Raw genomic sequence first — 21348 nt, 5'->3', positions numbered from 1 at the left:
GGGGGGGGGGGGGGGGGCGGGCGGGGGGGCGCCCCGGCCGCGGCCCCGCCCCGCCCCCCGGGCCGCGGCGCGTGTCGACGCGGCGTCAGTTCCTCACGGGGCGAAGGTCGTCGTGGAGGCGAGGCTGCCCGCCGACGGCAGCGCGGGCAGCGACGGCAGTGCGGGCAGGGCGCCGAGGAGGCCGGCGACCGCCGCGAGGATCGGGGCCAGCAGCCCGGTGACGGCGCCCAGCAGCCCGCCGAGGTCGAGCGAGGTCAGCGCGCTGAGCAGCCCGTCGACGGCCGCCTGGATCGCGTTCAGCAGGTCCGAGACGGGGTCGGCCGCCCGGGGCGCGGCCCGGTGCGCACGGTCGGCGGCGCCGGCGTCCAGGTTCCGCAGCCGCTCCTGGACCTTGTTGCTCCACTCCCGCAGTGCCTTCGCGTAGGCGGCGGCCTGCGCCGGGTCGATGCGGGTGCCCTGCGCCGCGGCGAGGCCGGGAAGTTCGTCCAGCAGGGGCGTCAGGGCCCGGTCGTACTGTCCCGGGTCCAGTGCGTCGATCCGGTCGAGGAGCGTGGCGAGGTCGGTGCCGGGCGGCAGAGCCGTCTGCGCGACACCGGGTCCCGTCGCTTCTCGGCCGGCGTCGGCGGCGGCAGCGGAGGCCGCCGCCGGGCCGAGCACCAGGGCGGCACAGACCAGGGGGGAGACGAGGAGGCCGCGGGAGGCAAGGGCGCGCATGGGTTTCCTTTCGAGAACGTCCGTCTTTCGCCCACCGTGGAAAGCGGGGTGCGGGCCCGCAACCGGTCACCCACTCTGCCGAGCGTCGGCCGTGCCAAGACGAAGGCGCTGACCAGCGGTTTGCCCCGGCACCGGGCTCCGTCCGGGTGTCGGCCGGATGTTCGCCCGTCAGGGTGCGCCCGTCCGGCCGCGGCCGAGCGGCGCCAGTCGGGCCCTCGCTCTTGTATGTTCTATGCCAGACACCATAAGTTACCCTCTGGTAGTGATGTGGTGCGTCTCCACGGAAAGGGTGGTGGTCAGGTGAGTCCGCGCACGAGCGACAGCCGGGAACGGATGCTGCGCGGTGCCTCCGACCTGCTGGGCGAGTACGGCGCCGGTGCCACCAGCATCGACCGGGTCCTGGCCCGCACCGGTGCCCCCCGAGGCTCCGTCTACCACCACTTTCCCGGCGGCCGTGCCCAGCTGGTCGAGGAGGCGGTGACCCGGTCCGGAGACGTCATGGCGAAGCGGATCGACGCGGCCGTGGCGGCCGAGGACCAGGACCCCGTGGCGGCGCTCGACTCCTTCTTCGCGCTGTGGCGGCAGCGGCTGACGGAGAACGGCTACCGCGTCGGCTGCCCGGTCGCTGCCGTGGCCGCGGCGACCAACGACGAGGCTCCCCAGCTGGCCCGCTCCGCCGCCGCCGTCTTCGCCCGCTGGCAGCAGGCGCTGGCCGCGCACTTCCACCGGCACGGCCTCGCGCAGGCGCGCAGCACCCGGCTGGCCGCCTTCGTCGTCGCCGCCCTCGAAGGCGCCGTGATCATGTGCCGTGCCGAACAGACCACCGCACCGCTGGACGCGACCGCCGCCGAGCTGCGCGAACTGCTGACCCGTGCCTTCCAGGACCGGTGACGACCTGACGACCACCTGTCTCTCACGACCTGCCCCCGGCTCGTCACGTCAGGCGCCGACACCTGACGGCACGTGACGGCACGTGACGACCACCACGGCCCGCTGCCCCGTAGGCGGCGGACCGGCCCGCACCACCACGAGCACATCTGAGGAGCCACCCGTGTCCACCACCGACCTCGCCGCCCTGTCCGGCCTCGAACTGATGCGCTGGATACAGTCCGCGCGGCCGACCGACACCGTGCCCCCGACGATCGGCAGGCTGCTCGGCATGCGCTTCGACGAGGTGGAACACGGCCGGATGGTCATGTCGCTCGACACCCGCCCCGACTTCGCCAACCCCCTCGGCACCGTGCACGGCGGCATCGCGGCCACCCTGCTCGACTCCGTGATGGGCTGCGCCGTGCACACCACCCTGCCCGCCGGCGTCGGCTACACCACCCTCGAACTCAAGGTCAACTACATCCGCGCCGCCCACACCGGAGGCCAGACCCTCACGGCCGAGGGCAACATCATCCATGCGGGCCGCTCCACCGCCACGGCCGAGGGCAAGGTGCTCGACGAGCGCGGGAAACTGATCGCCCACGCGACCACGACCTGCCTCATCCTGCGACCGGCCGGCGACTGACGGCGGACCGGCCGCAGGACCCGCGCGCCGGGCGGGCGGCTACTCCGGGACGCGGGCCAGGTCGTGCAGCCAGGCCTTCGCCGAACTGTCCGACGGGGCACGCCAGTCGCCGCGCGGGGAGAGCGAACCGCCCGCCGAGACCTTCGGCCCGTTCGGCATCGCCGAGCGCTTGAACTGCGCGAAGGCGAAGAAGCGGCGGCAGAAGTAGTCGAGCCAGTGCCTGATCTCCGCCAGGTCGTACGCCTTGCGGTCGCCCTCGGGGAAGCCGGGCGGCCAGGCACCCGCCTCCCGGTCGTGCCAGGCGTGCCAGGCCAGGAAGGCGATCTTCGACGGCCGGAACCCGTGCCGCAGCACCTGGTACAGGGTGAAGTCGTGCAGGGCGTACGGGCCGATCTTCGACTCGGTGGACTGCAACTCCTCACCCGGCACCAGCTCCGGGCTGATCTCGGTGTCGAGGATCGCCGCGAGGGTCCTGCCGGTCTCCGCGTCGAACTGCTCGCTGCTGATGACCCAGCGGATCAGGTGCTGGATCAGCGTCTTCGGCACCCCGGAGTTGACGTTGTAGTGGCTCATCTGGTCGCCGACCCCGTACGTCGACCAACCCAGCGCCAGCTCCGACAGGTCCCCGGTGCCGAGGACGATGCCCCCGCGCTGGTTGGCCAGCCGGAACAGGTAGTCGGTGCGCAGACCGGCCTGCACGTTCTCGAACGTCACGTCGTAGACCGGCTCCCCGGCGGCGAACGGGTGGCCCATCTCCTGCAGCATCAGCCGCGCGGTCGGCGTGATGTCCAGCTCGGCCGCGGTCACACCGAGCGAGTTCATCAGCCGGTGGGCGTTGCCCTTGGTGTGCTCGCCGGTCGCGAAGCCCGGCAGGGTGAAGGCCAGGATGTCGCTGCGCGGGCGGCCCGCGCGGTCCATGGCACGGGCGGCGACGATCAGCGCGTGCGTGGAGTCGAGGCCGCCGGACACGCCGATGACGATCTTCGGTCCGCCGATCGCCGCCAGCCGCTGCTGGAGCGCGGCGACCTGGATGTTGTACGCCTCGTAGCAGTCCTGGGCGAGCCGCTGCGGGTCGGCCGGGACGAAGGGGAAGCGCTCCACCCGGCGCCGCAGCCCGAGGTCCGCCGCCGGCGGGTCGAGGTGGAAGGCGACGGTCCGGAAGTCGCCGGTGCGGGCCGCGTGGGTACGGCGGTTGTCGTCGAACGAACCCATCCGGGCCCGCTCCTGGCGCAGCAGGTCCAGGTCGACGTCGGCCACCGCGTACTGGTCGTCCAGCGGGAACCGGTCCGTCTCGGCCAGCAGCGCGCCGTTCTCGTAGATCATGGTCTGGCCGTCCCAGGACAGGTCCGTCGACGACTCGCCGAGCCCGGCCGCCGCGTACACGTACGCGGCGAGGCAGCGCTGCGACGCGGAGCGGCACAGCAGCTTGCGGTCCTCCGCCCGGCCGACCGTGATCGGGCTGCCGGAGAGGTTGAGCAGCACGGTCGCGCCGGCCAGCGCCGCCTCCGCGCTCGGCGGCACCGGCACCCACATGTCCTCGCAGACCTCGGCGTGCAGCACGAGACCGGGGACGTCCTCCGCCTCGAACAGCAGGTCCACTCCGAACGGCACGCTCTCGGCGCCGATCCGGATGGTGCCGCCGCGCTCGTCGTCGCCCGCGGCGATCTGGCGCCGCTCGTAGAACTCGCGGTAGTTCGGCGGGTACGACTTGGGCGCGATGCCGAGGATCCGGCCGCGGTGCACGAACACCGCGCAGTTGTAGATCCGGTTGCGGTGCCGCAGCGGGGCGCCGACGACGAGGACCGGCAGCAGCCCGGCCGAACCGGCCCGCACCGCCTCGACGGCCTCCTCGACCTGGTCGAGCACCGCGTCCTGGAGCAGCAGGTCCTCGATCGAGTAGCCGGTGAGGCCGAGCTCCGGGAAGACCGCCACCGCGACGCCCTCCTCGGCGCAGCGGCGGGCCTGCCGCAGTACTGCCTCGGCGTTGGCGCGCGGGTCGGCGATGACGGTGTGGCCCGTGCACGACGCGACGCGCGCGAAACCGTGCTCATAGATCGACCAGAAGTTCAACGGGGGCTTCCTCGGGAGAGACGGACACGGTGCGGATGCCGGACAGAAAGCATCGCCGTGGCACCCTCTCCGTCGACGGCCTGGCGAACCTCCTGCCCCGAGCAGCATAGATCGCCGGGCGATCCGGGCTGGTCAGGGATTCCGTGCGGCCCGCGCACAGGTCCGCCGCGCACGGCGGGTCACCGGCGCCGGATGCCCCGGCCGTGCCGGAGCGCGGCCGGGGCAGGTCGGCGGAACCGGACCGCTACGCGGCGGTGCCGCCCGAGTAGTCGCTGTTGAACGTGGTCTCGACGGTCGTCGCCACCGACTGCGCCACCCCGGTGCCCGTGAGGATGATGCCCAGCTCGCGGTTGTTGGAGAGGGAGTTGCTGCTGATGTTCATGGAGCCGGCCTCCACCTCCTGGGTGGACAGGCCGTAGTCGGCGACCATGGCCTTGGCGTGGATGTAGAAGCCGTCGGGGTCGGAGTAGCCGACGACCGTGCCGCCCGCGGCCTTGACGGCGGAGACCTCGCTGGAATAGTCGCCCGGCGTCTCCAGGACGACCCGCACCTTCACGCCCGCCTCGGCCCTGGCGACGATGGCGTTGACCACCGTGCTGTCGCTGAACTCCAGTTCCTCGACGTCGAGCGTCTTGGTGGCGGCGTTGACCACGGTCAGCAGGCGGCTGCGCGAGTCGGTGGGGGACCAGAGCAGGTGGTCGCCGTCCGTGGGGGTGATCGAGGTGCCGGCGTAGTCGGCGTTGAAGACCTTCTCGATCGCCGCGACGTCCCGGGTGTCGTCGGTGAAGACGCCGTAGTCGCGTCCCGTCGAGTAGTACTGGGAGGTCAGGTTGCCGGTCAGGACGAGCGACTTGGTGGCGTCGACCGTGATGGTCTTCTGGTGCGTGTAGACGAAGCTGGACGGCGACCACACCACGCCCACGCCCGCGTTGGTGAGGGAGGTGTAGGCGGAGTTGTTGGCGCTCTTGTGCGCCTGGTCCAGGACGACCCGCACGGTGACGCCCTTGTTCTCCAGGGCGATGAGGTCGTTGACGGCCGTGGTGTCCTCCAGCTCGTACATCGTCATGTCGAGCGAGCTGGTGGCCGAGTTGATGAAGTCGTAGATCGTGGGCTCGCTGCTGCTGAGCGAGAAGGCGAACGCGGAGTAGCTCGCGGCGTTCGCGGGGACCGCGGTGGCGACCACGGCCGCACCGGCCGCCAGGGCGACACCCGCGCGAACGAGAAGCTTCGACAGCATGTGCGTGACTCCTAGTCGAGTAGACGCTCACGTGGGGGGTGGGTGAGCGTGGGCATGACACCACGCGCGTAGACTGCCGAGGAAGGGAAGCCGGGTGAACTCACCGTTACCTGTGGGGCGTGCGGGCGGACATAGCGGACTCGGCGCAGGTGGGGGCCGGTTCATGGGCGTACCGCGAGAACGCAAAATCTTCGTAGCTGGGCGCACGGACGCAAGGAAACCGGTGACGGCGGCGGGATGCCGGCCGGTGTCGGCGGGGGTGGACGGCGGCTCGGCGTCAGCGGCGGTCCGGTGGCGGCCTGGCGTCAGCGGCGGTCTGATCGTGCCGGTGTCGGCGGTGGTCTGACGGTGGCCGGTGTCGACGGCAGTCTCATGGGCGCCGGTGTCCATCGCGGCTGAGGATGCGGGAGACGGAGCGGGCGCGGGTCACGCCGGTGGAGTGTGGCGCGGGCGGTTCGGTGCGGGGGCCGTCCGGTCGGGAGGCGGTCGAGGTCGGCGTCACGCGCGACCGTCCGCCGTGCCGCGGGTGTGCGGCGAGCGCGTGGCGGCCCCCGCGTCACCGGGAGGCGGAGAGGCCTGACTGCGGCGGGCGCCGGAATGGGCGTCGGCCTCCGCCCCGCCGCGCGCCTCCCCGTGGGGCCGGTGCGCGGGGTTCAGGTGGTCCTGAGCCGGACTCCGAGGCCGCCGTCGAGGAGGTCGAAGGCCTGGTGGGTGGCTCGGACCGCCTCCGGGTGGCGGGCGTCGGCGGACTCGCCGGCCGCCAGCGCCACGTGGTTCAGCACGGCCAACTGCCGCTGCACCGCGATCACCTGGGCCGCCGCCAGACGCGCCACCAGCGGATCGGCGCCGGTCTCCCGCAACGCCTCGGCCAGCGCCTCGGTCCCGCGTGCGGTGTACCGCGTCAGCCGCGCCGCCAGGCTCTCCGTGTCGAAGACCATCCTGAGGAAGGCGACGATCTCGGGAGTGTCGTTGAGCCCGGTGTTCGGGTCGCGCCGTGCCAGCGCGTCCAGCAGCGCCTCCCGCAGCGCGTCGAGCGGCTGCCGCCCCGCCGCGCGGGTGCGCACGATCCGGGCCGCCTCGCTCTCGTGGTCGGCGAACCGGTGCAGGACCAGGTCCTCCTTGGTCGGGAAGTACGCGAAGAGCGTCCGCCGGGAGATCTCCGCCGCCTCCGCGATCTCGGTGATCGAGACCTGGTCGAAGCCCCGGTCCAGGAAGAGGCGGATCGCCGTCGCCGACACCGTCTCCCGGGTGCGTTCCTTCTTGGTCTCCCGCAGGCCCATGCGCTGATTCATGCACTCAGTCTACCTGGTGGTAGACTCGGTGCATTCTTGCACTGAGTGCAATCGTTGGAGGCGTCATGCGAACCGAGATCATCGTGGTGGGGGCGGGTCCGACCGGACTGATGCTGGCCCATGAGCTGGCCCTGGCCGGCGTACCGGTCGTCGTCCTGGAGAAGCAGCGCACGCGCAACCCCCAGTCCCGGGCGGGCGGCCTGCAGCCGCGCACCGCGGAGGTGCTCGACCTGCGCGGACTGCTGGACCCCCTGCTCGCCGACGCGCCCTCGCGCGCCCTGCACGGGGGGCACTTCGCGATGCTGCCCGTCGAACTGGACTGCCGCCCCTGGCGCACCCGCCACCCCCGCCCGGTCACGCTCCCGCAGGAGCGGCTCGAGGCGTTCCTCGAGCAGCGGCTGCTCGCGCGGGGCGTGCCCGTGCTGCGCGGGCACGAGGTGTCGGCCGTGGAGCAGGACGCGGACGGCGTCACGGTCGGGGAGATACGCGGCAGCCACCTGGTCGCCTGCGACGGCGCGCACAGCGCGGTCCGCGCCGCGCTGTCGGTCCCGTTCCCGGGCCGGGCCGGCCGGATGTCCGCGGTGGCCGCCGACCTCACCCTCGCCGCCAGGTCCGACACGGTCCCCACCGAGTACGGGCACTTCAGCCAGTACCCGCGGACCGCCGGCGGCTACTTCAGCATCCTGCACCCCCTCGACGGCGACCGGTACCGGCTGATCTTCGGCCGGCTCTCCGGTGACGGCCCCGACCGCTCGGCCCCCGTGACCGCGGACGAGGTCTCCGAGGCGCTGCACGCCGTGTACGGGCGGGAGACCGAACTGGGCGAGCTGCGCGCGGCGTCCCGGTTCAGCGACGCCGTCCGCCAGGTCGAGCGGTACCGCGAGGGCCGGGTGTTCTTCGCCGGGGACGCGGCGCACATCCACGCGCCGATCGGCGGCCAGGGCGTGAACCTGGGCGTGCAGGACGCGGTCAACCTGGGCTGGAAACTGGCCGCCGAGGTGCTCGGCCGGGCCCCCGCGGGTCTGCTGGACACCTACCACGACGAGCGGCACCCGGTCGCGGCACGGGTGTTGGAGCACACCCGCGCCCAGGCCGTGCTCATGAACCCGGGCCAGGACGAGGAACTCGCGGCGGTCCGGTCCCTCGCGACCGAACTGCTGCGCCTGCCCGACACCAACCGCTACCTCTCGGGCGTGATGTCCGGCCTCGACACCGAGTACCCCGGGGTCGGCCCCCGGATGATCGACCTGGAGCTGGTCACCGGGTCCGGTCCGGCCCGGGTGAGCGATCTGATGCACTCGGGCCGGGGCCTGCTGCTCTCGCTCGACGGCAGGCAGCGCTCCGTGGGCGGCCGGGAGGACCGGGTCGAGCACGTCACGGCGAAGACCGACGAGGACGTGTCCGGCGCCGGGGCCTTCCTGGTCAGGCCCGACGGCTACGTGGCCTGGTCCACGGCCGACGGCAGCCCCCTGGAGACGGCCCTCGCCCGGTGGTTCGGCTGAACCCCTGCCCGGTGGTCCGGCCGGACCCGTGCCCGCGGGGTCAGCCGTCCGCCAGTCCGAGCTGGCGCAGCATGCCGAGTTCGTCGCTGCTGCCCCAGCGCTCGACGAGCCTGCCCTCCTCGTCGAAGCGGCTGATCTGCATGCCCCGGTAGCTCACCGTCCGGCCGGTAGGAGGCTGCCCCATCAGCGGTCCCAGATGCGTCCCGCTGATCTGGTAGGCGAACGCCAACTCGTCGTCGGTCGCCAGCAGATGCTCCACCTCGACGTGCAGGTCGGGGAAGGCCGCCCGAAGATCGTTGAACATGGCCTTGTATCCGGCGGGTCCCGGGACCTGTCCCGGTGCAGGGTCATGGTCGACGGAATCGGGCGCCACGATGGCGTCCAGCGCGTCGAGGTCCCCGGCTTCGACGGCCTTTCCGAAAGCGGTCTGTGCGGCGATGTTCGTCTGCTGCGCCATGAGCACTCCCGGGCGTGCGCGGGGCGCCGGCCCGTGTGTCGGCGGGGAGGTCCGCGCCTACGCCGTACACCGACCGTACAACGGCCCTCGGCCCCCGGCAGGTCAGGCCTCCTGGACGGTCCGCCCCGGCATCGGTCAGTAATGGAGAAGCACTACTGTTCCACCCCGACTAGCGTGGCGGCCATCGACGCAGGCACCGCGCAGCGGACGGAGACGGGTGTGAGCATGGCCAGAACGACCGGGACGCAGAAGACCACGCCCCATGTGGCCGACACACACGGCCTGATCCGTGTGCACGGCGCGCGGGAGAACAACCTCAAGGACGTCAGCATCGAGATCCCGAAGCGCCGGCTGACGGTCTTCACCGGGGTCTCCGGCTCGGGCAAGAGCTCGCTGGTGTTCGACACCATCGCCGCCGAGTCGCAGCGGCTGATCAACGAGACCTACCCCGCCTTCGTCCAGGGCTTCATGCCCAACCTGGCCCGCCCCGAGGTCGACGTCCTCGAAGGACTGACCACCGCGATCATCGTCGACCAGCAGCGCATGGGCGGCGACCCGCGCTCCACCGTCGGCACCGCCACCGACGCCAACGCGCTGCTGCGCATCCTGTTCAGCAGGCTCGGCAAGCCGCACATCGGCTCGCCCAAGGCGTTCTCCTTCAACATCGCCTCGATCAGCGGGGCCGGCGCCGTCACCGTCGAACGCGCGGGACAGAAGGTGAAGGAGCGGCGCAGCTTCAGCATCACCGGCGGCATGTGCCCGCGCTGCGAGGGCCGGGGCGCCGTCACCGACCTCGACCTCGCCCAGCTCTACGACGAGAACCTGTCCCTCAACGAGGGCGCGATCACCGTCCCCGGCTACAAGGGCGGCGGCTGGAACTCCCGCCTCTACGCCGAGTCCGGCTTCTTCGACCCGGACAAGCCGATCAGCAAGTTCACCAAGAAGGAGCTGCAGGACTTCCTGCACCGCGAGCCGACCCGGATGAAGATCGCGGGCATCAACATGACCTACGAAGGTCTGATCCCGCGCATCCAGAAGTCGATGCTCTCCAAGGACAAGGAGTCGATGCAGCCGCACATCCGCGAGTTCGTGGAGCGTGCGGTCACCTTCGCCACCTGCCCCGACTGCGACGGCACCCGGCTCAGCGAGGGTGCCCGCTCCTCGAAGGTCGACGGGATCAGCATCGCCGACGCCTGCGCGATGCAGATCAGCGACCTGGCCGCCTGGGTACGCGGCCTCGACGAACCCTCGGTGGCACCGCTCCTCGCCACGCTCCGGCACACCCTGGAGTCGTTCGTGGAGATCGGCCTCGGCTACCTCTCGCTCGACCGGCCGGCCGGCACCCTGTCCGGCGGCGAGGCCCAGCGCACCAAGATGATCCGCCACCTCGGCTCCTCGCTCACCGACGTCACCTACGTCTTCGACGAGCCCACCACCGGCCTGCACCCGCACGACATCCAGCGCATGAACGGCCTGCTGCTGCGGCTGCGCGACAAGGGCAACACCGTACTCGTCGTGGAGCACAAGCCGGAGGTCATCGCCATCGCCGACCACGTCGTCGACCTCGGCCCCGGCGCCGGGGCGGGCGGCGGCACGATCTGCTTCGAGGGCACCGTCGAGGCACTGCGGACCGGCGGCACGATCACCGGCCGCCACTTCGACGACCGGGCCGCTCTCAAGGACGCGGTCCGCAAGCCCACCGGCTCGCTGGAGATCCGCGGCGCCCACACCCACAACCTCCAGGGCGTCGACGTCGACATCCCGCTCGGCGTCCTCGCCGTCGTCACCGGCGTCGCGGGCTCCGGCAAGAGCTCCCTGGTGCACGGCTCGATCCCGGCCGGCGCCGGGGTGATCTCCGTCGACCAGGGCGCCATCCGCGGCTCCCGGCGCAGCAACCCGGCGACGTACACCGGACTGCTCGAACCGATCCGCAAGGCCTTCGCCAAGGAGAACGGCGTCAAGCCGGCCCTGTTCAGCTCCAACTCCGAGGGTGCCTGCCCCACCTGCAACGGCGCCGGTGTGATCTACACCGACCTGGCGATGATGGCGGGCGTCGCCACCACCTGCGAGGACTGCGACGGCAAGCGGTTCGAGGCGTCCGTCCTCGACTACCACCTCGGCGGCCGGGACATCAGCGAGGTGCTCGCGATGCCGGTGACCGAGGCCGAGGAGTTCTTCGCCGCGGGCGAGGCGCACACCCCGGCCGCCCACCGCATCCTCCAGCGGCTCACCGACGTCGGCCTCGGCTACCTCACCATCGGCCAGCCGCTCACCACCCTGTCCGGCGGCGAGCGCCAGCGCCTCAAGCTGGCCACGCACATGGCCGACAAGGGCGGTGTCTACGTCCTCGACGAGCCGACCGCGGGCCTGCACCTCGCCGACGTCGAGCAGCTGCTCGGACTCCTCGACCGGCTGGTCGACTCCGGCAAGTCGGTCATCGTCGTCGAGCACCACCAGGCGGTCATGGCCCACGCCGACTGGATCATCGACCTTGGCCCGGGCGCCGGCCACGACGGCGGCCGGATCGTCTTCGAGGGCACGCCCGGCGACCTGGTGGCGGCCCGCTCCACCCTCACCGCGCAGCACCTCGCGCAGTACGTCGGCGCCTGAACAGGCGACCGCTCCGGGGAGACGGGATCTCCCCGGAGCGGTCGCCCGCTGAGGATTGAAGCTTCAAACGTCAATGGTTAGGCTGCGTGCCATGACCACGACGCCACGCTGGCTGAACCCCGAGGAACGACGGGCGTGGCTCGCCTACGTCCAGTTCTCCACGCACCTGTCGGACCACCTCAACCGCCAGCTGCGGCGCGACGCGGGCATGACCCACGCCGACTACACGCTGCTCGCCAACCTGTCCTCGGTCAAGGACCACAGCCTGACCATGTCCGAGCTGGCCGAACGCCTGAAGATCACCCGCAGCCGCCTCACCCACGCCGTGACCCGCCTCCAGGAGGCCGGCTACGTCGACCGCCGCGAGGACCCGGTCAACCGCCGCAACCAGCACGCCATCCTCACCCCGGCCGGCATGAGCCTCCTGGAGCGCGCCGCACCCGGCCACGTCGAGGCGGTCCGCCGAGCCGTCTTCGACGCCCTCACCCCCGAGCAGGTCACCCAGTTCGCCGAGATCGGCGAGGCCGTCAACGCCGCGCTGCAACGCATGGACGCCGACACCGGCGAACAGGAGACACTGCCCTGGCGGCGCCGCTGAATCCGTGCCCCCGAAGGGGCGCGGGGAACTGCGCGACCGGCCACGACGGCGCAGCACATCCATGACGGCACAGCGGCTGGTAGCGGCGTCCGCCGCGGACGCCGAATCCGCAGCGGGCCCCGAGGCGGTGGCCGGAGGCCGGTCAGGCCTCGTCGTCGCCTTCCGGCGCCAGCAGGATCGCCGTCTTGGTGCGGTGCGCGACGGCATCGCTGACCCGCGGGTCGAACAGCGCCTCGACGGCGTTCCGGTGGTGCGGGCTCAGCACGATGAGATCGGCCGCGAACTCCTCCGCGGTGTCGGCGATGGCGGTCGCGACCTGGGTGGTCAGCCCCCTGACGAGGGTCCCCCCGGCCTTGACGCCCGCTTCGCGCAGGGCCGTCAGCGCCTCGTCGAGGACCGCCTGTGCCTCGGCGTCCTCCTCCAGGGGCACGATCGCGGCGACGGAGGCGGCGGAAGCGATGACGTGTACGACGCGGACCTCGGCGTTCGTCAGCTTGGCCAGCTCGCCGGTCAGCCGCACCGCGGAGCGGCGGGCGGGGCCGGGATCGACGGCGACCAGGATGCGCTGGAACACGGACACGGTGTTTCCCCTTCCGGGGGCCTGGAAGGTCTACTCGGTGGTCAGGGACGCCGGATCACGGCGTGACGGGTCGGCGCGTCCGGCGCCGAACGAGTTCTTCCAGCCCCACCCTGTGATCATCTCACCGGCCGCCTGCGCCACGGACGGCGGCCCGTGTAACAGCCACTGAACTGCCCCTCACCGCATGACGTCGACGAGATGCGGCACGACACGGGTCAGGCGCGTCACGCCCCACAGGATCAGACCGGCCCCGGCCACCTCGGGCAGCAGCCACCACCCGGTGCGGACCGACTCGTCGAACAGGGCGACGCCGAGCAGCAGGCTCACCGCCGCGTCGCCGATCGTCAGCGCCGGCTGGGAGGCGACGAGCGGACCGGCCTGGAGCGCGTTCTCCAGGAGCAGCAGCGCCGCGATCCCGGTGAGCGCGAAGCCGTAGGTCTGCCAGGCGGTGAGGAACGCGGCCAGGCCGTCGTCGGCGAGCCGGCCGGTGGCCGACTTCATGAGTGCCGCGGTCAGCGCGTTGCCGATCGCGGCCCCGGTGGCCAGGCCCGCCGCGCGGAACAGCGGCGACGCCGAGGACCGTACGAGCAGCACGGTGACGGCGATGGCGCCCAGGGTGAGGACCAGGACCGGGATCCAGCGCTGCATCGACGCCTGCTGACGGCCGCCGGACGGGGCCGCCGAGGCGAGCAGCAGGGCCAGCCCGGCCACCACCACGGCGATCGTCCGCCAGCCCTCCGGGCTGGGCCTGCGGTGCATCAGCGGCACGGCGATCAGCAGCGCGAACGGCAGCTCCAGCATGAACAGCGGCTGGACCAGCGCCATGGGCCCGTTGACCAGCGCGAGCGCCTGGAAGACCGCGGCCCCCGCCACTCCGGCGATACCGATGGCCCAGGCCGGCCGCCGCATGAGCACCAGCAGCAGGCGCAGTCCGCTGCGGCTGGGCGCGGTGGACGCGGCCTTGCGCTGGAAGGCCGTGCCCGCCGCGTTGCTGACGGCACCCAGGACGGCGAAGACCACGGCGAGCACCATCATGGTTCCAGCATGCCCGCTGCGCCCGGCCCGCTCAGCCCGGAGCGTCCGGCCCCGCCCGTGCGGAGCGGGCGCTACGGCCGGAGCACGATCTTGCCCTGGGCGTGCCCCCGTTCCAGGTCGCGGAACGCCTCCCGGACCTGTTCCAGCGGGTAGACGCGGGCGATCGGCACGTCCAGCTCGCCCCGGGCGGCGAGCCGCGCGAGCTCGCCGACCACGACCGCGGACGCGGCCGACCCCTCCCCGTAGGTCCGGGCCCCGACCCGGGCCGCGGCCTGCCAGTCGCGGATGGTGTTGATCCGTCCGGGCCGTACGCCCAGGTCCACGGCCATGTCCACGTAGCCGTCGCCGAACGTGTCGATGAACGCGTCGACGTCCCTGCCCCCGGCGGCCTTCCGGATCCGGTCCGCCGCCCCTTCCCCGTAGGCGACCGGGACGACGCCGTGGGCCGTCAGCCAGGCGTGGTTCGCCTCGCTCGCCAGCCCGACGACGGTGGCGCCGCGCCGCCGCGCCAGCTGTACGGCGAGCGCCCCCACGCCACCGGCGGCCCCGGACACCACGACGGTCTCCTCCGGCCCGGGGTCCACCGCGAAGACCGTCGCGTACGCGGTGGTGCCGGCCACGTACAGCGATCCGGCCACCTCCCAGGGCAGGCCCTCCGGGCGGGACACCAGGTTGACGTCCTCGGCCACGACGTACTCGGCGTGGCTCGCCCGGTCGTGGGTGAAGCCGAGCACCTCGTCGCCCACCGCGAAGCCGCGTACCTCGGGCCCGGTCGCCACCACCAGGCCGGCCAGGTCGCTGCCCTGCCCGGACGGGAACGTCGCGGGCCAGCGTCCGTGCCGGGCACCCTCGCGGATCATCACCTCACCCGGCTGGATCCCGGCCGCGCGGACCTCGACCAGCACCTGCCCGGGGCCCGGCACCGGCCGCTCCACCTCCTCCACCCGCAGCACATCGATCCCGCCGTACGCGTGGAACCGCACCGCCTTCATCGCGTGATCACCGTTCTTCCTCGCTGGGAGAAGCCCTGGCCGACGAGCCATCGGCCGGACAGACACCGACCGCGGCTCCGCCTTCAACGAACCGGGGGTGCGGCTCTCTTCCCGGGACCGGCATCGAGGCTCGTCAAGGCCTGTGCGCGTCAGACGAGTTGGTGGGCGAGGGGGTCGTCGGCCAGGAACGCGGCCAGTGCGGTCCGGTCGGGCGCCGTGGCCGGGCCGCGACGGGTCACCGCGAGGGCCGCCGCCGCGTTGGCGCCGCGCGCGGCCGTCAGCGGGTCGAACCCCTGGCCGAGCAGGGCGAGGAACGCGCCGACGTGCGCGTCGCCCGCGCCGTTGCTGTCCACGGCGGTGACCGGGAAACCCGGCACGTGCACGGGCGGCCGGCCGGGCGCGGACAGCCAGCAGCCGTCCTTGTCGGCCCGCACGAGCACCCCGGCCCCGGGGGTCAGCCGCCGCGCGAGCTCCGTCGCCGCGGCGCGCGGATCCTCGTGCCCGGTCATGATCCGGGCCTCGCGGGCGTTGGCGCTGAGCCAGTCGGTGCGGGCCAGCACGGGAGCGAGGACGCTCTCCGGGATGTCGGCGACCAGCGGGCCCGGATCGAGGCAGAGGACGCTGCCGGCGGGCAGCGCGGCGGTGAGGCCGGACAGCAGCGGGCCGTTGCCCGGCAGGGCCAGCCCGTAGCCGGAGAGCTGCACGAGGTCACCGGGGTGCAGCCGGGCCCGGACCGCGGCCACGTCGGCCGGTGCCAGCGTGGCCTCGGCGCCGAAGCTGGTCACGAAGGTGCGTTCGCCGCCGGAGTCGACCAGGGCCACCGTGAAGCCGGTGTCGAGGTCCGCACGGGCGGGCAGCAGCGTCCCGATGTCCTCGGCGGCCAGTGCCGCCCGGACCAGATCGCCGTGCGGGCCCGTCCCGTGCAGCCCTGCGTAGACCGCCTCCGTGCCCAGCCGGCGGGCCGCCACCAGCGTGTTGAAACCACCGCCCGCGGTCGTCTCGGTGCGCGTGCCGACGACGTCGCCGCCGCGTTCGGGCAGCGCGGGGATCTCGATCACCACGTCGGCGAGCACGTTCCCGGCGAGCACCAGCCGCCGGTTCACCGGCCGGCTCCCTGGAGACGGGCGGCGGTGGGTTCGCCGCTGTCACCCCGGGCGGGCGTGCCACGCCGGCCGCACAGCGCGTACACCCCCGCGCCGACGACCATGGAGACCGCCCAGCCGAGGCCGTTGACGCCCGGCCAGGTGCCACTGAGCGGCCCCGCGAACCAGACGTCGTCCGCGCTGGCCGAGGCCTTGGTGAAGAGCAGGCCGGCGACGATGGCGAGCGCCCAGCCGAGCACCGCGGGCAGCCGGAAGCCGCCCGAGTACCAGTAGGCGCTGGAGCGGGTGGTGTCCAGCAGGGCCCGCGGGTCGTAGGCGCGACCACGCAGCGAGTCCACCGCGACCACGCCGATCCAGGCCGAGATGGGCACGGCGAGGAGCGTCAGGAAGGTCGAGAACGGCCCGTAGAAATCGTCGGCGACCAGCATGAAGTAGATGCCGCCCGCGAACATCAGCACGACGTCGAGAGCGACGGCGTACGCCCGCGGCACCCGCAGGCCGAGAGTGATCATCGTGAGTCCCGCCGAGTACGTGGAGAGGTGGTTCGACATCAGCAGCCCGCCGAAGGCCGCGACGAGGTACGGGATCGCCATCCAGGACGGCAGCATCGCGTTGATCGCGGCGACCGGGTCGGAGGCGGTGGCCAGCGTCCGGTCGCCCGCGGAGAGCAGCGAGCCGAGCGAGATCAGCAGCACCAGCGGGATGCCCGCACCGAACGCCGAGGCCACCACGAGCCGCCGGCCCGGGATCTCGCGCGGCAGGTAACGGGCGTAGTCCGCACCGGCGTTGGCCCAGCCGATGCCGGTGCCGGAGGCGATGAAGCCCACCCCGGCGACCACCGCGCTGGTCGGCCCCGCCGGGGCGTCGAGCACCTTGGACCAGTCGACGGTCGAGATCAGGAAGCCCATCACCACGAGGTTCAGGACCCCGAAGACGACCGTGGCCCACTTGTTGATCCACATGATGGTGGCGTGGCCCAGGCCGCTGATGAGCAGCGTGCAGGCGATGAAGACCAGCAGGCACACCAGGGTGAGCACGGTGTTCTGCCGGACCCCGAACGCGGTGTCGAGGAGCGCCAGCAGCGCGTAGGCCGCGGTGGTCGTGGAGATGGTCTCCCAGCCGACCCGGCTCAGCCACGTGACCAGGGTCGGACCCGCGTTGCCCCGCTGCCCGAAGACCGCACGGGACAGGGTGAGCGCCGGCGCGCCGCCCTTCTTGCCCGCGAGGCTCAGGGCACCGACGAGCGCGAAGGAGCCGAACGAGCCGAGGACGGCCACCAGGACCGCCTGCCAGATGTCCAGGCCGCGGAACGCCACCAGGGTGGCACCGAGGGGCAGCCCGAGGATGCTGATGTTGGCGGCGAACCAGGTCCAGAACATCTGGCCGGCATGGCCGCGCCGTTCGCCGTCCGGGACCGGTTCGATCCCTCTGGTCTCGACGGTACCGACGCGATCGTTCGTCTTCGGGACGGCCATGACGGAACCTCCTTGCAGGGTGCGGAAGGGCGGGTGACGGGGGAGAGGAGGGGGAGGAGGGGGAGGGCTCAGCGGTGGGTGAGCAGGGCGGCCGTAAGAGGCTCCAGCTCAAGGGAGTTGACGGAGCGAAGGGTGCGTACGGCCTCGGCGGGCAGCGCGGAGAGCCCGGCGACCGAACCGGCGACGGCGCCGGCGATCGCCCCGATGGTGTCGCTGTCCCCGCCGAGGTTGGCGGCGAGCAGCGCGGTCCGCCACGGGTCGCCGTCCGCCAGGGCGAGCACCGCGAACGCGGCGGGCACCGACTCCTGGCTCGCCACGCTGGTGCCGACGAGCGCGACGACCCGGTCCAGGGCCTCGCCCTCGGTCCGGTCGCGCACCAACTCCCGCGCCCACTCGATCCGGGCGGCGATGTCCGCCCCGGCGACCCAGTGCCCGCGCCGCGCACCGGCACGGGCAGCGGCCACGGCGGCGGTGACGGCCTCGTCGAGCGAACCGCCGCCCACCCCCGTGCTGACGGCCGCGGCCACGGCGGCGGCGCCGGCGATGCCGAGGGTCGTGTCGTGGGTGACCTGGCAGGACTCCGCGACCCGGTCGACGAAGGCGTCGAGCGGGTCGGCGGCGAAGGCGATCCCCACCGGGGTGACGCGCATCGCGGCGCCGTTCGTCGTGCCGGTGCGGCCCGCCTCGCGCGGCGGGACACCGCGGGCCACCGCGTCCAGTGCGGCCTTGGTGGACGGGCCGAGGAGGTCGAAGGACCCCTTGGCCCTCATCTCCTTCTCCCAGTCGAGCAGTTCCTGGGCCAGCCGCAGCGGGTCGATCCGCCCGTGCCCCTCGACGAGCAGCCGGCCGACGATGACGGCCTGGTCGGTGTCGTCGGTGACGGATCCGGCGGGCATGCCCGCGCTGACCGGATTGTCGGGACGGGCCGCCTCGAAGCCGGTGACGGCGCCGTACACGCGCACGACGTCCTGCCTGGACATCACCTGCGTGGGCATCCCGAGGGCGTCGCCGAGCGCGAGTCCGTAGAACGCGCCCAGCGCGCGGTCGAGTCGGTCGGTCACGAGCGGCCTCCGTTGCCCGAGCGGACGTGCAGTTCGAAGCGGGCGGGATCGAGGAGGCTGCCGACCTGCTCGACCACCGAGCCGTCGGCGGCCCGGTACACCTGGTCGAGCCGGAGGAACGACTCGCCGGGGGAGCGGTGCAGTACGGCGGCCTCGGCCTCCGCGAGACCGCGCACCGAGACGACACCCTCACCGGAGTCGCTGACCCGGCCCGCCGCGATCAGCGCCCGGCTGAGCGAGCCCCCTTCGAGACCGCGCTCCGGCAGCCCGGCCAGCTCCCCGGTGACCGGCACCCGGCTGCGCTCCAGCGACACGCCCTGCCCGTCGGGCAGCCGCCGGACCCGGTCCAGGGCGATGAACGCGTCGGACGCGAGCCCGAGCCGGGCCGCCAGCTCCGGATCGGCGGCCTCCTCGAAGCGGAGGACCTCCGTCGTCAGCTCGGTGCCCTGCGCGGCCAGCGCCCGGGTCCAGCCAAGGCGGTTGTCGAGCGGCGCCCCGTCGAAGGTGACGAACGAGCCGATGCCCGCGTGGGTGGCGATGAGGCCCTCCTCGCCGAGAACCTGCAGGGCCTGCCGAAGGGTGGTGCGGCTGACCCCGAACCGCTCCCTGAGCGCGTGCTCCCCGGGGAGCCTGCTGCCGTCGGCATGGACCCCCGCGCGGATCTCGTCGGCGAGTACACGGGCGATGCGATGATGCTTGTGAACCTGTCCAGGCATGTCTAGACAGTAGGTGAACAAGTGGCGGTGGTCCAGAGGTCCCGACCCGGTTCCTAAACTTGACTCTGTCAAAACTAGGTGGCTATGTTCGATGTGTGCCGAGGTGGCGAGGGCCCGTCGGCGCACTGCCGTCACGCACCCCACCGCAGCAGCCGGTGGGCCGACCCATCGGGAAGCGACATGCACTGTTACGACTGCGCCCAGTCGGGGCGTCACGAGAGCAACGGGATCGGCGCCTGTACCCGCTGCGGCCTCTTCACCTGCGCCGACCACGCGCGGATCCTGCAGACCACCGTGCAGCGTCCCGTCGGGGTGATCCCCATGACGAGCGCCCTCCCGGCCCGGCGCCTGGTCTGCGGTACCTGCCGTACGGCGGAGGCCGCGTAGACGCTTGGGCGCACAGAACGGACCGGGTCGACTCCGGTTGTATCGTGCCCCCACCGGGCGGAACGGCCGGCGGGTTGTAGGAGAGCCACATGACCATGGAGGAGTTCGCGGGCGACCTGCTCAGGCGCAAGGGTCTGCGCAGCACGGCCCAGCGCCGGGCCGTGCTGACCGCTCTGCGGGGCCATCCGCACTCCACGGCGGCCGACCTCGAGACGCGCATCGGCACGGACCGGGCCGAGACCGGCGGGCTCTCCCGGCAGGGCCTGTACAACGTGCTGGAAGACCTGACCAAGGCCCAGCTGGTCCGTTGCATCGAACCCGCCGGCTCACCCACCCGGTACGAGCTGCGCGTCGGCGACAACCACCACCATCTCGTCTGCCGCCGGTGCGGGCGCATCGAGGACGTCGACTGCAGCGTCGGCGCGGCACCGTGCCTCACCCCCGACGACGACAGGGGATTCGCCGTCGACGAGGCCGAGATCACCTGGTGGGGACTGTGCGCGGAGTGCCGCGGGGCCACCGCACCGCAGTGAACTCCGCAGGCGCCACTGACACGTGACACAGGTCACCCCGTCTCGTGAGCCGATTCAGGAATGCGCGCTCACCGCATCCCGCTGCAACGTTCCAGGGGGTGGGCTGGGCAAGGGCGCTCGGTACGGCCGGCCACGGAGGGCGAAGAAACCATTCGGTTCCGTACGGCCACCCCTCCCGAACCCGCCGTCCCCGAAAGGTTCCCCCGCTCACCATGCCTCTGGCTCTGCTTGCCCTTGCCGTCGTCACCTTCGGCATCGGCACCACCGAGTTCGCCACCATGGGCCTGCTGCCCCAGATAGCGGACGGCGTCGGGGTGTCGGTGCCACACGCCGGCAACCTCGTCTCGGCCTACGCTCTCGGCGTCGTCGTCGGCGCCCCCCTCCTGACCGGCATCGGCGCCCGCGTCCCCCACAAGCGGCTGCTGCTCCTGCTGACCGGGCTCTTCGTCGTCGGCAACACGGCGTCCGCGCTCGCCCCGAACTTCGGCCTGCTGTTCGCCGCCCGCTTCCTCGCCGGACTGCCGCACGGCGCGCTCTTCGGCGTCGGCGCCGTCGTCGCCTCCCGGCTGGTCGCCGCCGACCGCGCGGCCCGTGCCGTCTCCCGGGTCTTCCTCGGCCTCACCATCGCCAACATCATCGGCGTCCCCGCCGGCACCGCCCTCGGCCAGCACCTGGGCTGGCGGTACGCCTACTGCGCGGTCGCCGTCATCGGCCTCGTGGCACTCCTCGCCCTCGCCCTCCTCGTGCCCCACCAGCCGCGCGGCCCGCAGGCCGGCATCCGGCAGGAACTGCGCGCGATGGGCAACCGGCAGGTATTCATCGGCCTCGCCACCGCCGTCGTCGGGTTCGGCGGCTTCTTCGCCGTCTACAGCTACCTCGTCCCCATGCTGACGCACCTGACGGGCCTCTCCGACGCCTCGACCACCTGGGTCCTCGCCCTCTACGGCGTCGGCATGACCGCCGGCACCCTGGTCGCCGGCCCCCTCACCGACCGCGCCCTGCGCCCCACTCTGTACGCCGGGATCACCCTCCTGGGAGCCGCGCTGGTCACGTTCTACTTCACCGTCCACAGCACGGTGCCGGCCCTCGTCACGGTCACCTTCATCGGCGCGATGGGCGCGCTCGTCACCACGCCCGTCCAGATGCTGCTGATGATCAACGCGAAGGACGCCCCGACGATGGCGGCGGCCTCCAACCACTCCGCCTTCAACATGGCCAACGCGGCCGGCGCCTGGCTCGGCGGCCTGGTCATCTCGGCGGGCTGGGGGTGGGCCGCACCCAACCTGGTCGGCGCGACCCTCGCGGCGGCCGGCCTCGGACTGGCCGTCACCGGCGGCCTCCTGGACCGCGGCAACCGCCCCTCGACGGTGGTCACCGGCCAGGAAGCCACGGAACCGGACCGGCCCACCACACCCGCCCAGGGCGTGACCGAGCCGAACCGGGGCTGACCTTCGCCTTCGAGACGGTCCG

At 72.7% G+C, this 21348-nt stretch carries 20 protein-coding genes; 8 read left to right on the top strand and 12 right to left on the bottom strand.

The annotated features are described in order from the left end of the window. Positions 1–93 precede the first annotated feature (93 nt). On the bottom strand, positions 94–714 hold the full coding sequence (locus tag AB0D74_RS29840) for a hypothetical protein (RefSeq protein WP_362593735.1): 621 nt from the start codon (positions 712–714) through the stop codon (positions 94–96). Positions 715–1014: 300 nt separating this feature from the next. On the opposite strand from AB0D74_RS29840, the gene AB0D74_RS29835 reads away from it, so the two are divergent. After that, positions 1015–1605 (top strand): TetR/AcrR family transcriptional regulator, encoded by a 591-nt coding sequence (locus tag AB0D74_RS29835; protein ID WP_362593732.1) that lies wholly within the window; start codon positions 1015–1017, stop codon positions 1603–1605. 160 nt (positions 1606–1765) lie between these two features. Beyond that, positions 1766–2230, top strand: coding sequence for a PaaI family thioesterase (locus AB0D74_RS29830; protein ID WP_362593730.1), 465 nt, complete (start codon positions 1766–1768; stop codon positions 2228–2230). Positions 2231–2269: 39 nt separating this feature from the next. Here the strand turns inward: AB0D74_RS29830 and AB0D74_RS29825 are convergent, their stop codons facing one another. The 3 genes from AB0D74_RS29825 to AB0D74_RS29815 all read right to left on the bottom strand — a co-directional run bounded on the left by AB0D74_RS29825 (position 2270) and on the right by AB0D74_RS29815 (position 6829). Next, a complete protein-coding gene (locus tag AB0D74_RS29825; protein WP_362593727.1) occupies positions 2270–4300 on the bottom strand; it encodes an NAD(+) synthase in 2031 nt (676 codons plus the stop codon). A 244-nt stretch (positions 4301–4544) separates the two neighbouring features. Beyond that, positions 4545–5537, bottom strand: a complete 993-nt coding sequence (locus AB0D74_RS29820) for a phospholipase D-like domain-containing protein (protein ID WP_362593724.1) — start codon at positions 5535–5537, stop codon at positions 4545–4547. A gap of 653 nt (positions 5538–6190) precedes the next feature. Further along, on the bottom strand, positions 6191–6829 hold the full coding sequence (locus tag AB0D74_RS29815; RefSeq protein WP_362593722.1) for a TetR family transcriptional regulator: 639 nt from the start codon (positions 6827–6829) through the stop codon (positions 6191–6193). Between the two features lie 65 nt (positions 6830–6894). On the opposite strand from AB0D74_RS29815, the gene AB0D74_RS29810 reads away from it, so the two are divergent. Beyond that, a complete protein-coding gene (locus AB0D74_RS29810) occupies positions 6895–8331 on the top strand; it encodes an FAD-dependent monooxygenase (protein ID WP_362593719.1) in 1437 nt (478 codons plus the stop codon). Positions 8332–8371: 40 nt separating this feature from the next. Here AB0D74_RS29810 and AB0D74_RS29805 read toward each other — a convergent pair whose 3' ends face one another. After that, the gene (locus AB0D74_RS29805) at positions 8372–8788 is read right to left on the bottom strand and encodes an ester cyclase (RefSeq protein ID WP_362593716.1); all 417 of its coding nucleotides are present in this window, start codon (positions 8786–8788) and stop codon (positions 8372–8374) included. A 225-nt stretch (positions 8789–9013) separates the two neighbouring features. On the opposite strand from AB0D74_RS29805, the gene AB0D74_RS29800 reads away from it, so the two are divergent. Beyond that, positions 9014–11398, top strand: coding sequence for an excinuclease ABC subunit UvrA (locus AB0D74_RS29800; RefSeq protein ID WP_362593747.1), 2385 nt, complete (start codon positions 9014–9016; stop codon positions 11396–11398). A gap of 91 nt (positions 11399–11489) precedes the next feature. Further along, positions 11490–11996 carry a MarR family transcriptional regulator gene (locus AB0D74_RS29795; protein WP_362593713.1) on the top strand — a complete coding sequence of 169 codons (507 nt, stop codon included), beginning with the start codon at positions 11490–11492 and terminating at the stop codon, positions 11994–11996. A gap of 142 nt (positions 11997–12138) precedes the next feature. On the opposite strand, the gene AB0D74_RS29790 is transcribed toward AB0D74_RS29795, so the two are convergent. The 7 genes from AB0D74_RS29790 to AB0D74_RS29760 form a co-directional block, all read right to left on the bottom strand. Continuing rightward, complete coding sequence (locus tag AB0D74_RS29790) at positions 12139–12576, bottom strand: universal stress protein (protein WP_362593710.1); 438 nt, start codon at positions 12574–12576, stop codon at positions 12139–12141. Between the two features lie 177 nt (positions 12577–12753). Further along, complete coding sequence (locus AB0D74_RS29785; RefSeq protein ID WP_362593707.1) at positions 12754–13611, bottom strand: DMT family transporter; 858 nt, start codon at positions 13609–13611, stop codon at positions 12754–12756. Between the two features lie 71 nt (positions 13612–13682). Next, on the bottom strand, positions 13683–14603 hold the full coding sequence (locus AB0D74_RS29780; RefSeq protein WP_362593704.1) for an NADP-dependent oxidoreductase: 921 nt from the start codon (positions 14601–14603) through the stop codon (positions 13683–13685). 149 nt (positions 14604–14752) lie between these two features. Then, positions 14753–15706, bottom strand: a complete 954-nt coding sequence (locus AB0D74_RS29775) for a PfkB family carbohydrate kinase (RefSeq protein WP_362593701.1) — start codon at positions 15704–15706, stop codon at positions 14753–14755. Then, positions 15703–17181, bottom strand: a complete 1479-nt coding sequence (locus tag AB0D74_RS29770) for a cytosine permease (protein ID WP_362593698.1) — start codon at positions 17179–17181, stop codon at positions 15703–15705. The genes AB0D74_RS29775 and AB0D74_RS29770 overlap by 4 nt, the downstream gene beginning before the upstream one ends. Before the next feature lie 68 nt (positions 17182–17249). Beyond that, positions 17250–18242: an ADP-ribosylglycohydrolase family protein gene (locus AB0D74_RS29765; protein ID WP_362593695.1), complete on the bottom strand. Its 993-nt coding sequence runs from the start codon at positions 18240–18242 to the stop codon at positions 17250–17252. Continuing rightward, complete coding sequence (locus AB0D74_RS29760; RefSeq protein ID WP_362593692.1) at positions 18239–18958, bottom strand: GntR family transcriptional regulator; 720 nt, start codon at positions 18956–18958, stop codon at positions 18239–18241. Before AB0D74_RS29760 ends, AB0D74_RS29765 begins: the two co-directional genes overlap by 4 nt. A 180-nt stretch (positions 18959–19138) precedes the next feature. Here AB0D74_RS29760 and AB0D74_RS29755 point away from each other — a divergent pair, with 180 nt between their 5' ends. From AB0D74_RS29755 to AB0D74_RS29745, 3 genes are all read left to right on the top strand, one after another. Further along, a complete protein-coding gene (locus tag AB0D74_RS29755) occupies positions 19139–19345 on the top strand; it encodes a DUF2180 family protein (RefSeq protein WP_362593689.1) in 207 nt (68 codons plus the stop codon). 95 nt (positions 19346–19440) lie between these two features. Continuing rightward, positions 19441–19878 carry a Fur family transcriptional regulator gene (locus tag AB0D74_RS29750; RefSeq protein WP_362593744.1) on the top strand — a complete coding sequence of 146 codons (438 nt, stop codon included), beginning with the start codon at positions 19441–19443 and terminating at the stop codon, positions 19876–19878. A gap of 212 nt (positions 19879–20090) precedes the next feature. After that, entirely contained in the window at positions 20091–21326 is a 1236-nt protein-coding gene (locus tag AB0D74_RS29745; protein WP_362593686.1) for an MFS transporter, read from the top strand. Positions 21327–21348 lie beyond the last annotated feature (22 nt).

It is taken from the genome of Streptomyces sp. NPDC048278 (genome assembly GCF_040652195.1).
Classification (GTDB): Bacteria; Actinomycetota; Actinomycetes; order Streptomycetales; family Streptomycetaceae; genus Streptomyces.
This window is presented reverse-complemented; position numbering and strand designations above follow the sequence as displayed.

Excerpts from the sequence above, each read along its gene's own strand:
- AB0D74_RS29840 (WP_362593735.1), bottom strand. The coding sequence starts at position 714 with ATGCGCGCCCTTGCCTCCCGCGGCCTCCTCGTCTCCCCCCTGGTCTGT.
- AB0D74_RS29820 (WP_362593724.1), bottom strand. The coding sequence starts at position 5,537 with ATGCTGTCGAAGCTTCTCGTTCGCGCGGGTGTCGCCCTGGCGGCCGGT.
- AB0D74_RS29815 (WP_362593722.1), bottom strand. The coding sequence starts at position 6,829 with ATGAATCAGCGCATGGGCCTGCGGGAGACCAAGAAGGAACGCACCCGG.
- AB0D74_RS29810 (WP_362593719.1), top strand. The coding sequence starts at position 6,895 with ATGCGAACCGAGATCATCGTGGTGGGGGCGGGTCCGACCGGACTGATG.
- AB0D74_RS29805 (WP_362593716.1), bottom strand. The coding sequence starts at position 8,788 with ATGGCGCAGCAGACGAACATCGCCGCACAGACCGCTTTCGGAAAGGCC.
- AB0D74_RS29800 (WP_362593747.1), top strand. The coding sequence starts at position 9,014 with ATGGCCAGAACGACCGGGACGCAGAAGACCACGCCCCATGTGGCCGAC.
- AB0D74_RS29795 (WP_362593713.1), top strand. The coding sequence starts at position 11,490 with ATGACCACGACGCCACGCTGGCTGAACCCCGAGGAACGACGGGCGTGG.
- AB0D74_RS29785 (WP_362593707.1), bottom strand. The coding sequence starts at position 13,611 with ATGATGGTGCTCGCCGTGGTCTTCGCCGTCCTGGGTGCCGTCAGCAAC.
- AB0D74_RS29780 (WP_362593704.1), bottom strand. The coding sequence starts at position 14,603 with ATGAAGGCGGTGCGGTTCCACGCGTACGGCGGGATCGATGTGCTGCGG.
- AB0D74_RS29770 (WP_362593698.1), bottom strand. The coding sequence starts at position 17,181 with ATGGCCGTCCCGAAGACGAACGATCGCGTCGGTACCGTCGAGACCAGA.
- AB0D74_RS29760 (WP_362593692.1), bottom strand. The coding sequence starts at position 18,958 with ATGCCTGGACAGGTTCACAAGCATCATCGCATCGCCCGTGTACTCGCC.
- AB0D74_RS29755 (WP_362593689.1), top strand. The coding sequence starts at position 19,139 with ATGCACTGTTACGACTGCGCCCAGTCGGGGCGTCACGAGAGCAACGGG.
- AB0D74_RS29750 (WP_362593744.1), top strand. The coding sequence starts at position 19,441 with ATGGAGGAGTTCGCGGGCGACCTGCTCAGGCGCAAGGGTCTGCGCAGC.
- AB0D74_RS29745 (WP_362593686.1), top strand. The coding sequence starts at position 20,091 with ATGCCTCTGGCTCTGCTTGCCCTTGCCGTCGTCACCTTCGGCATCGGC.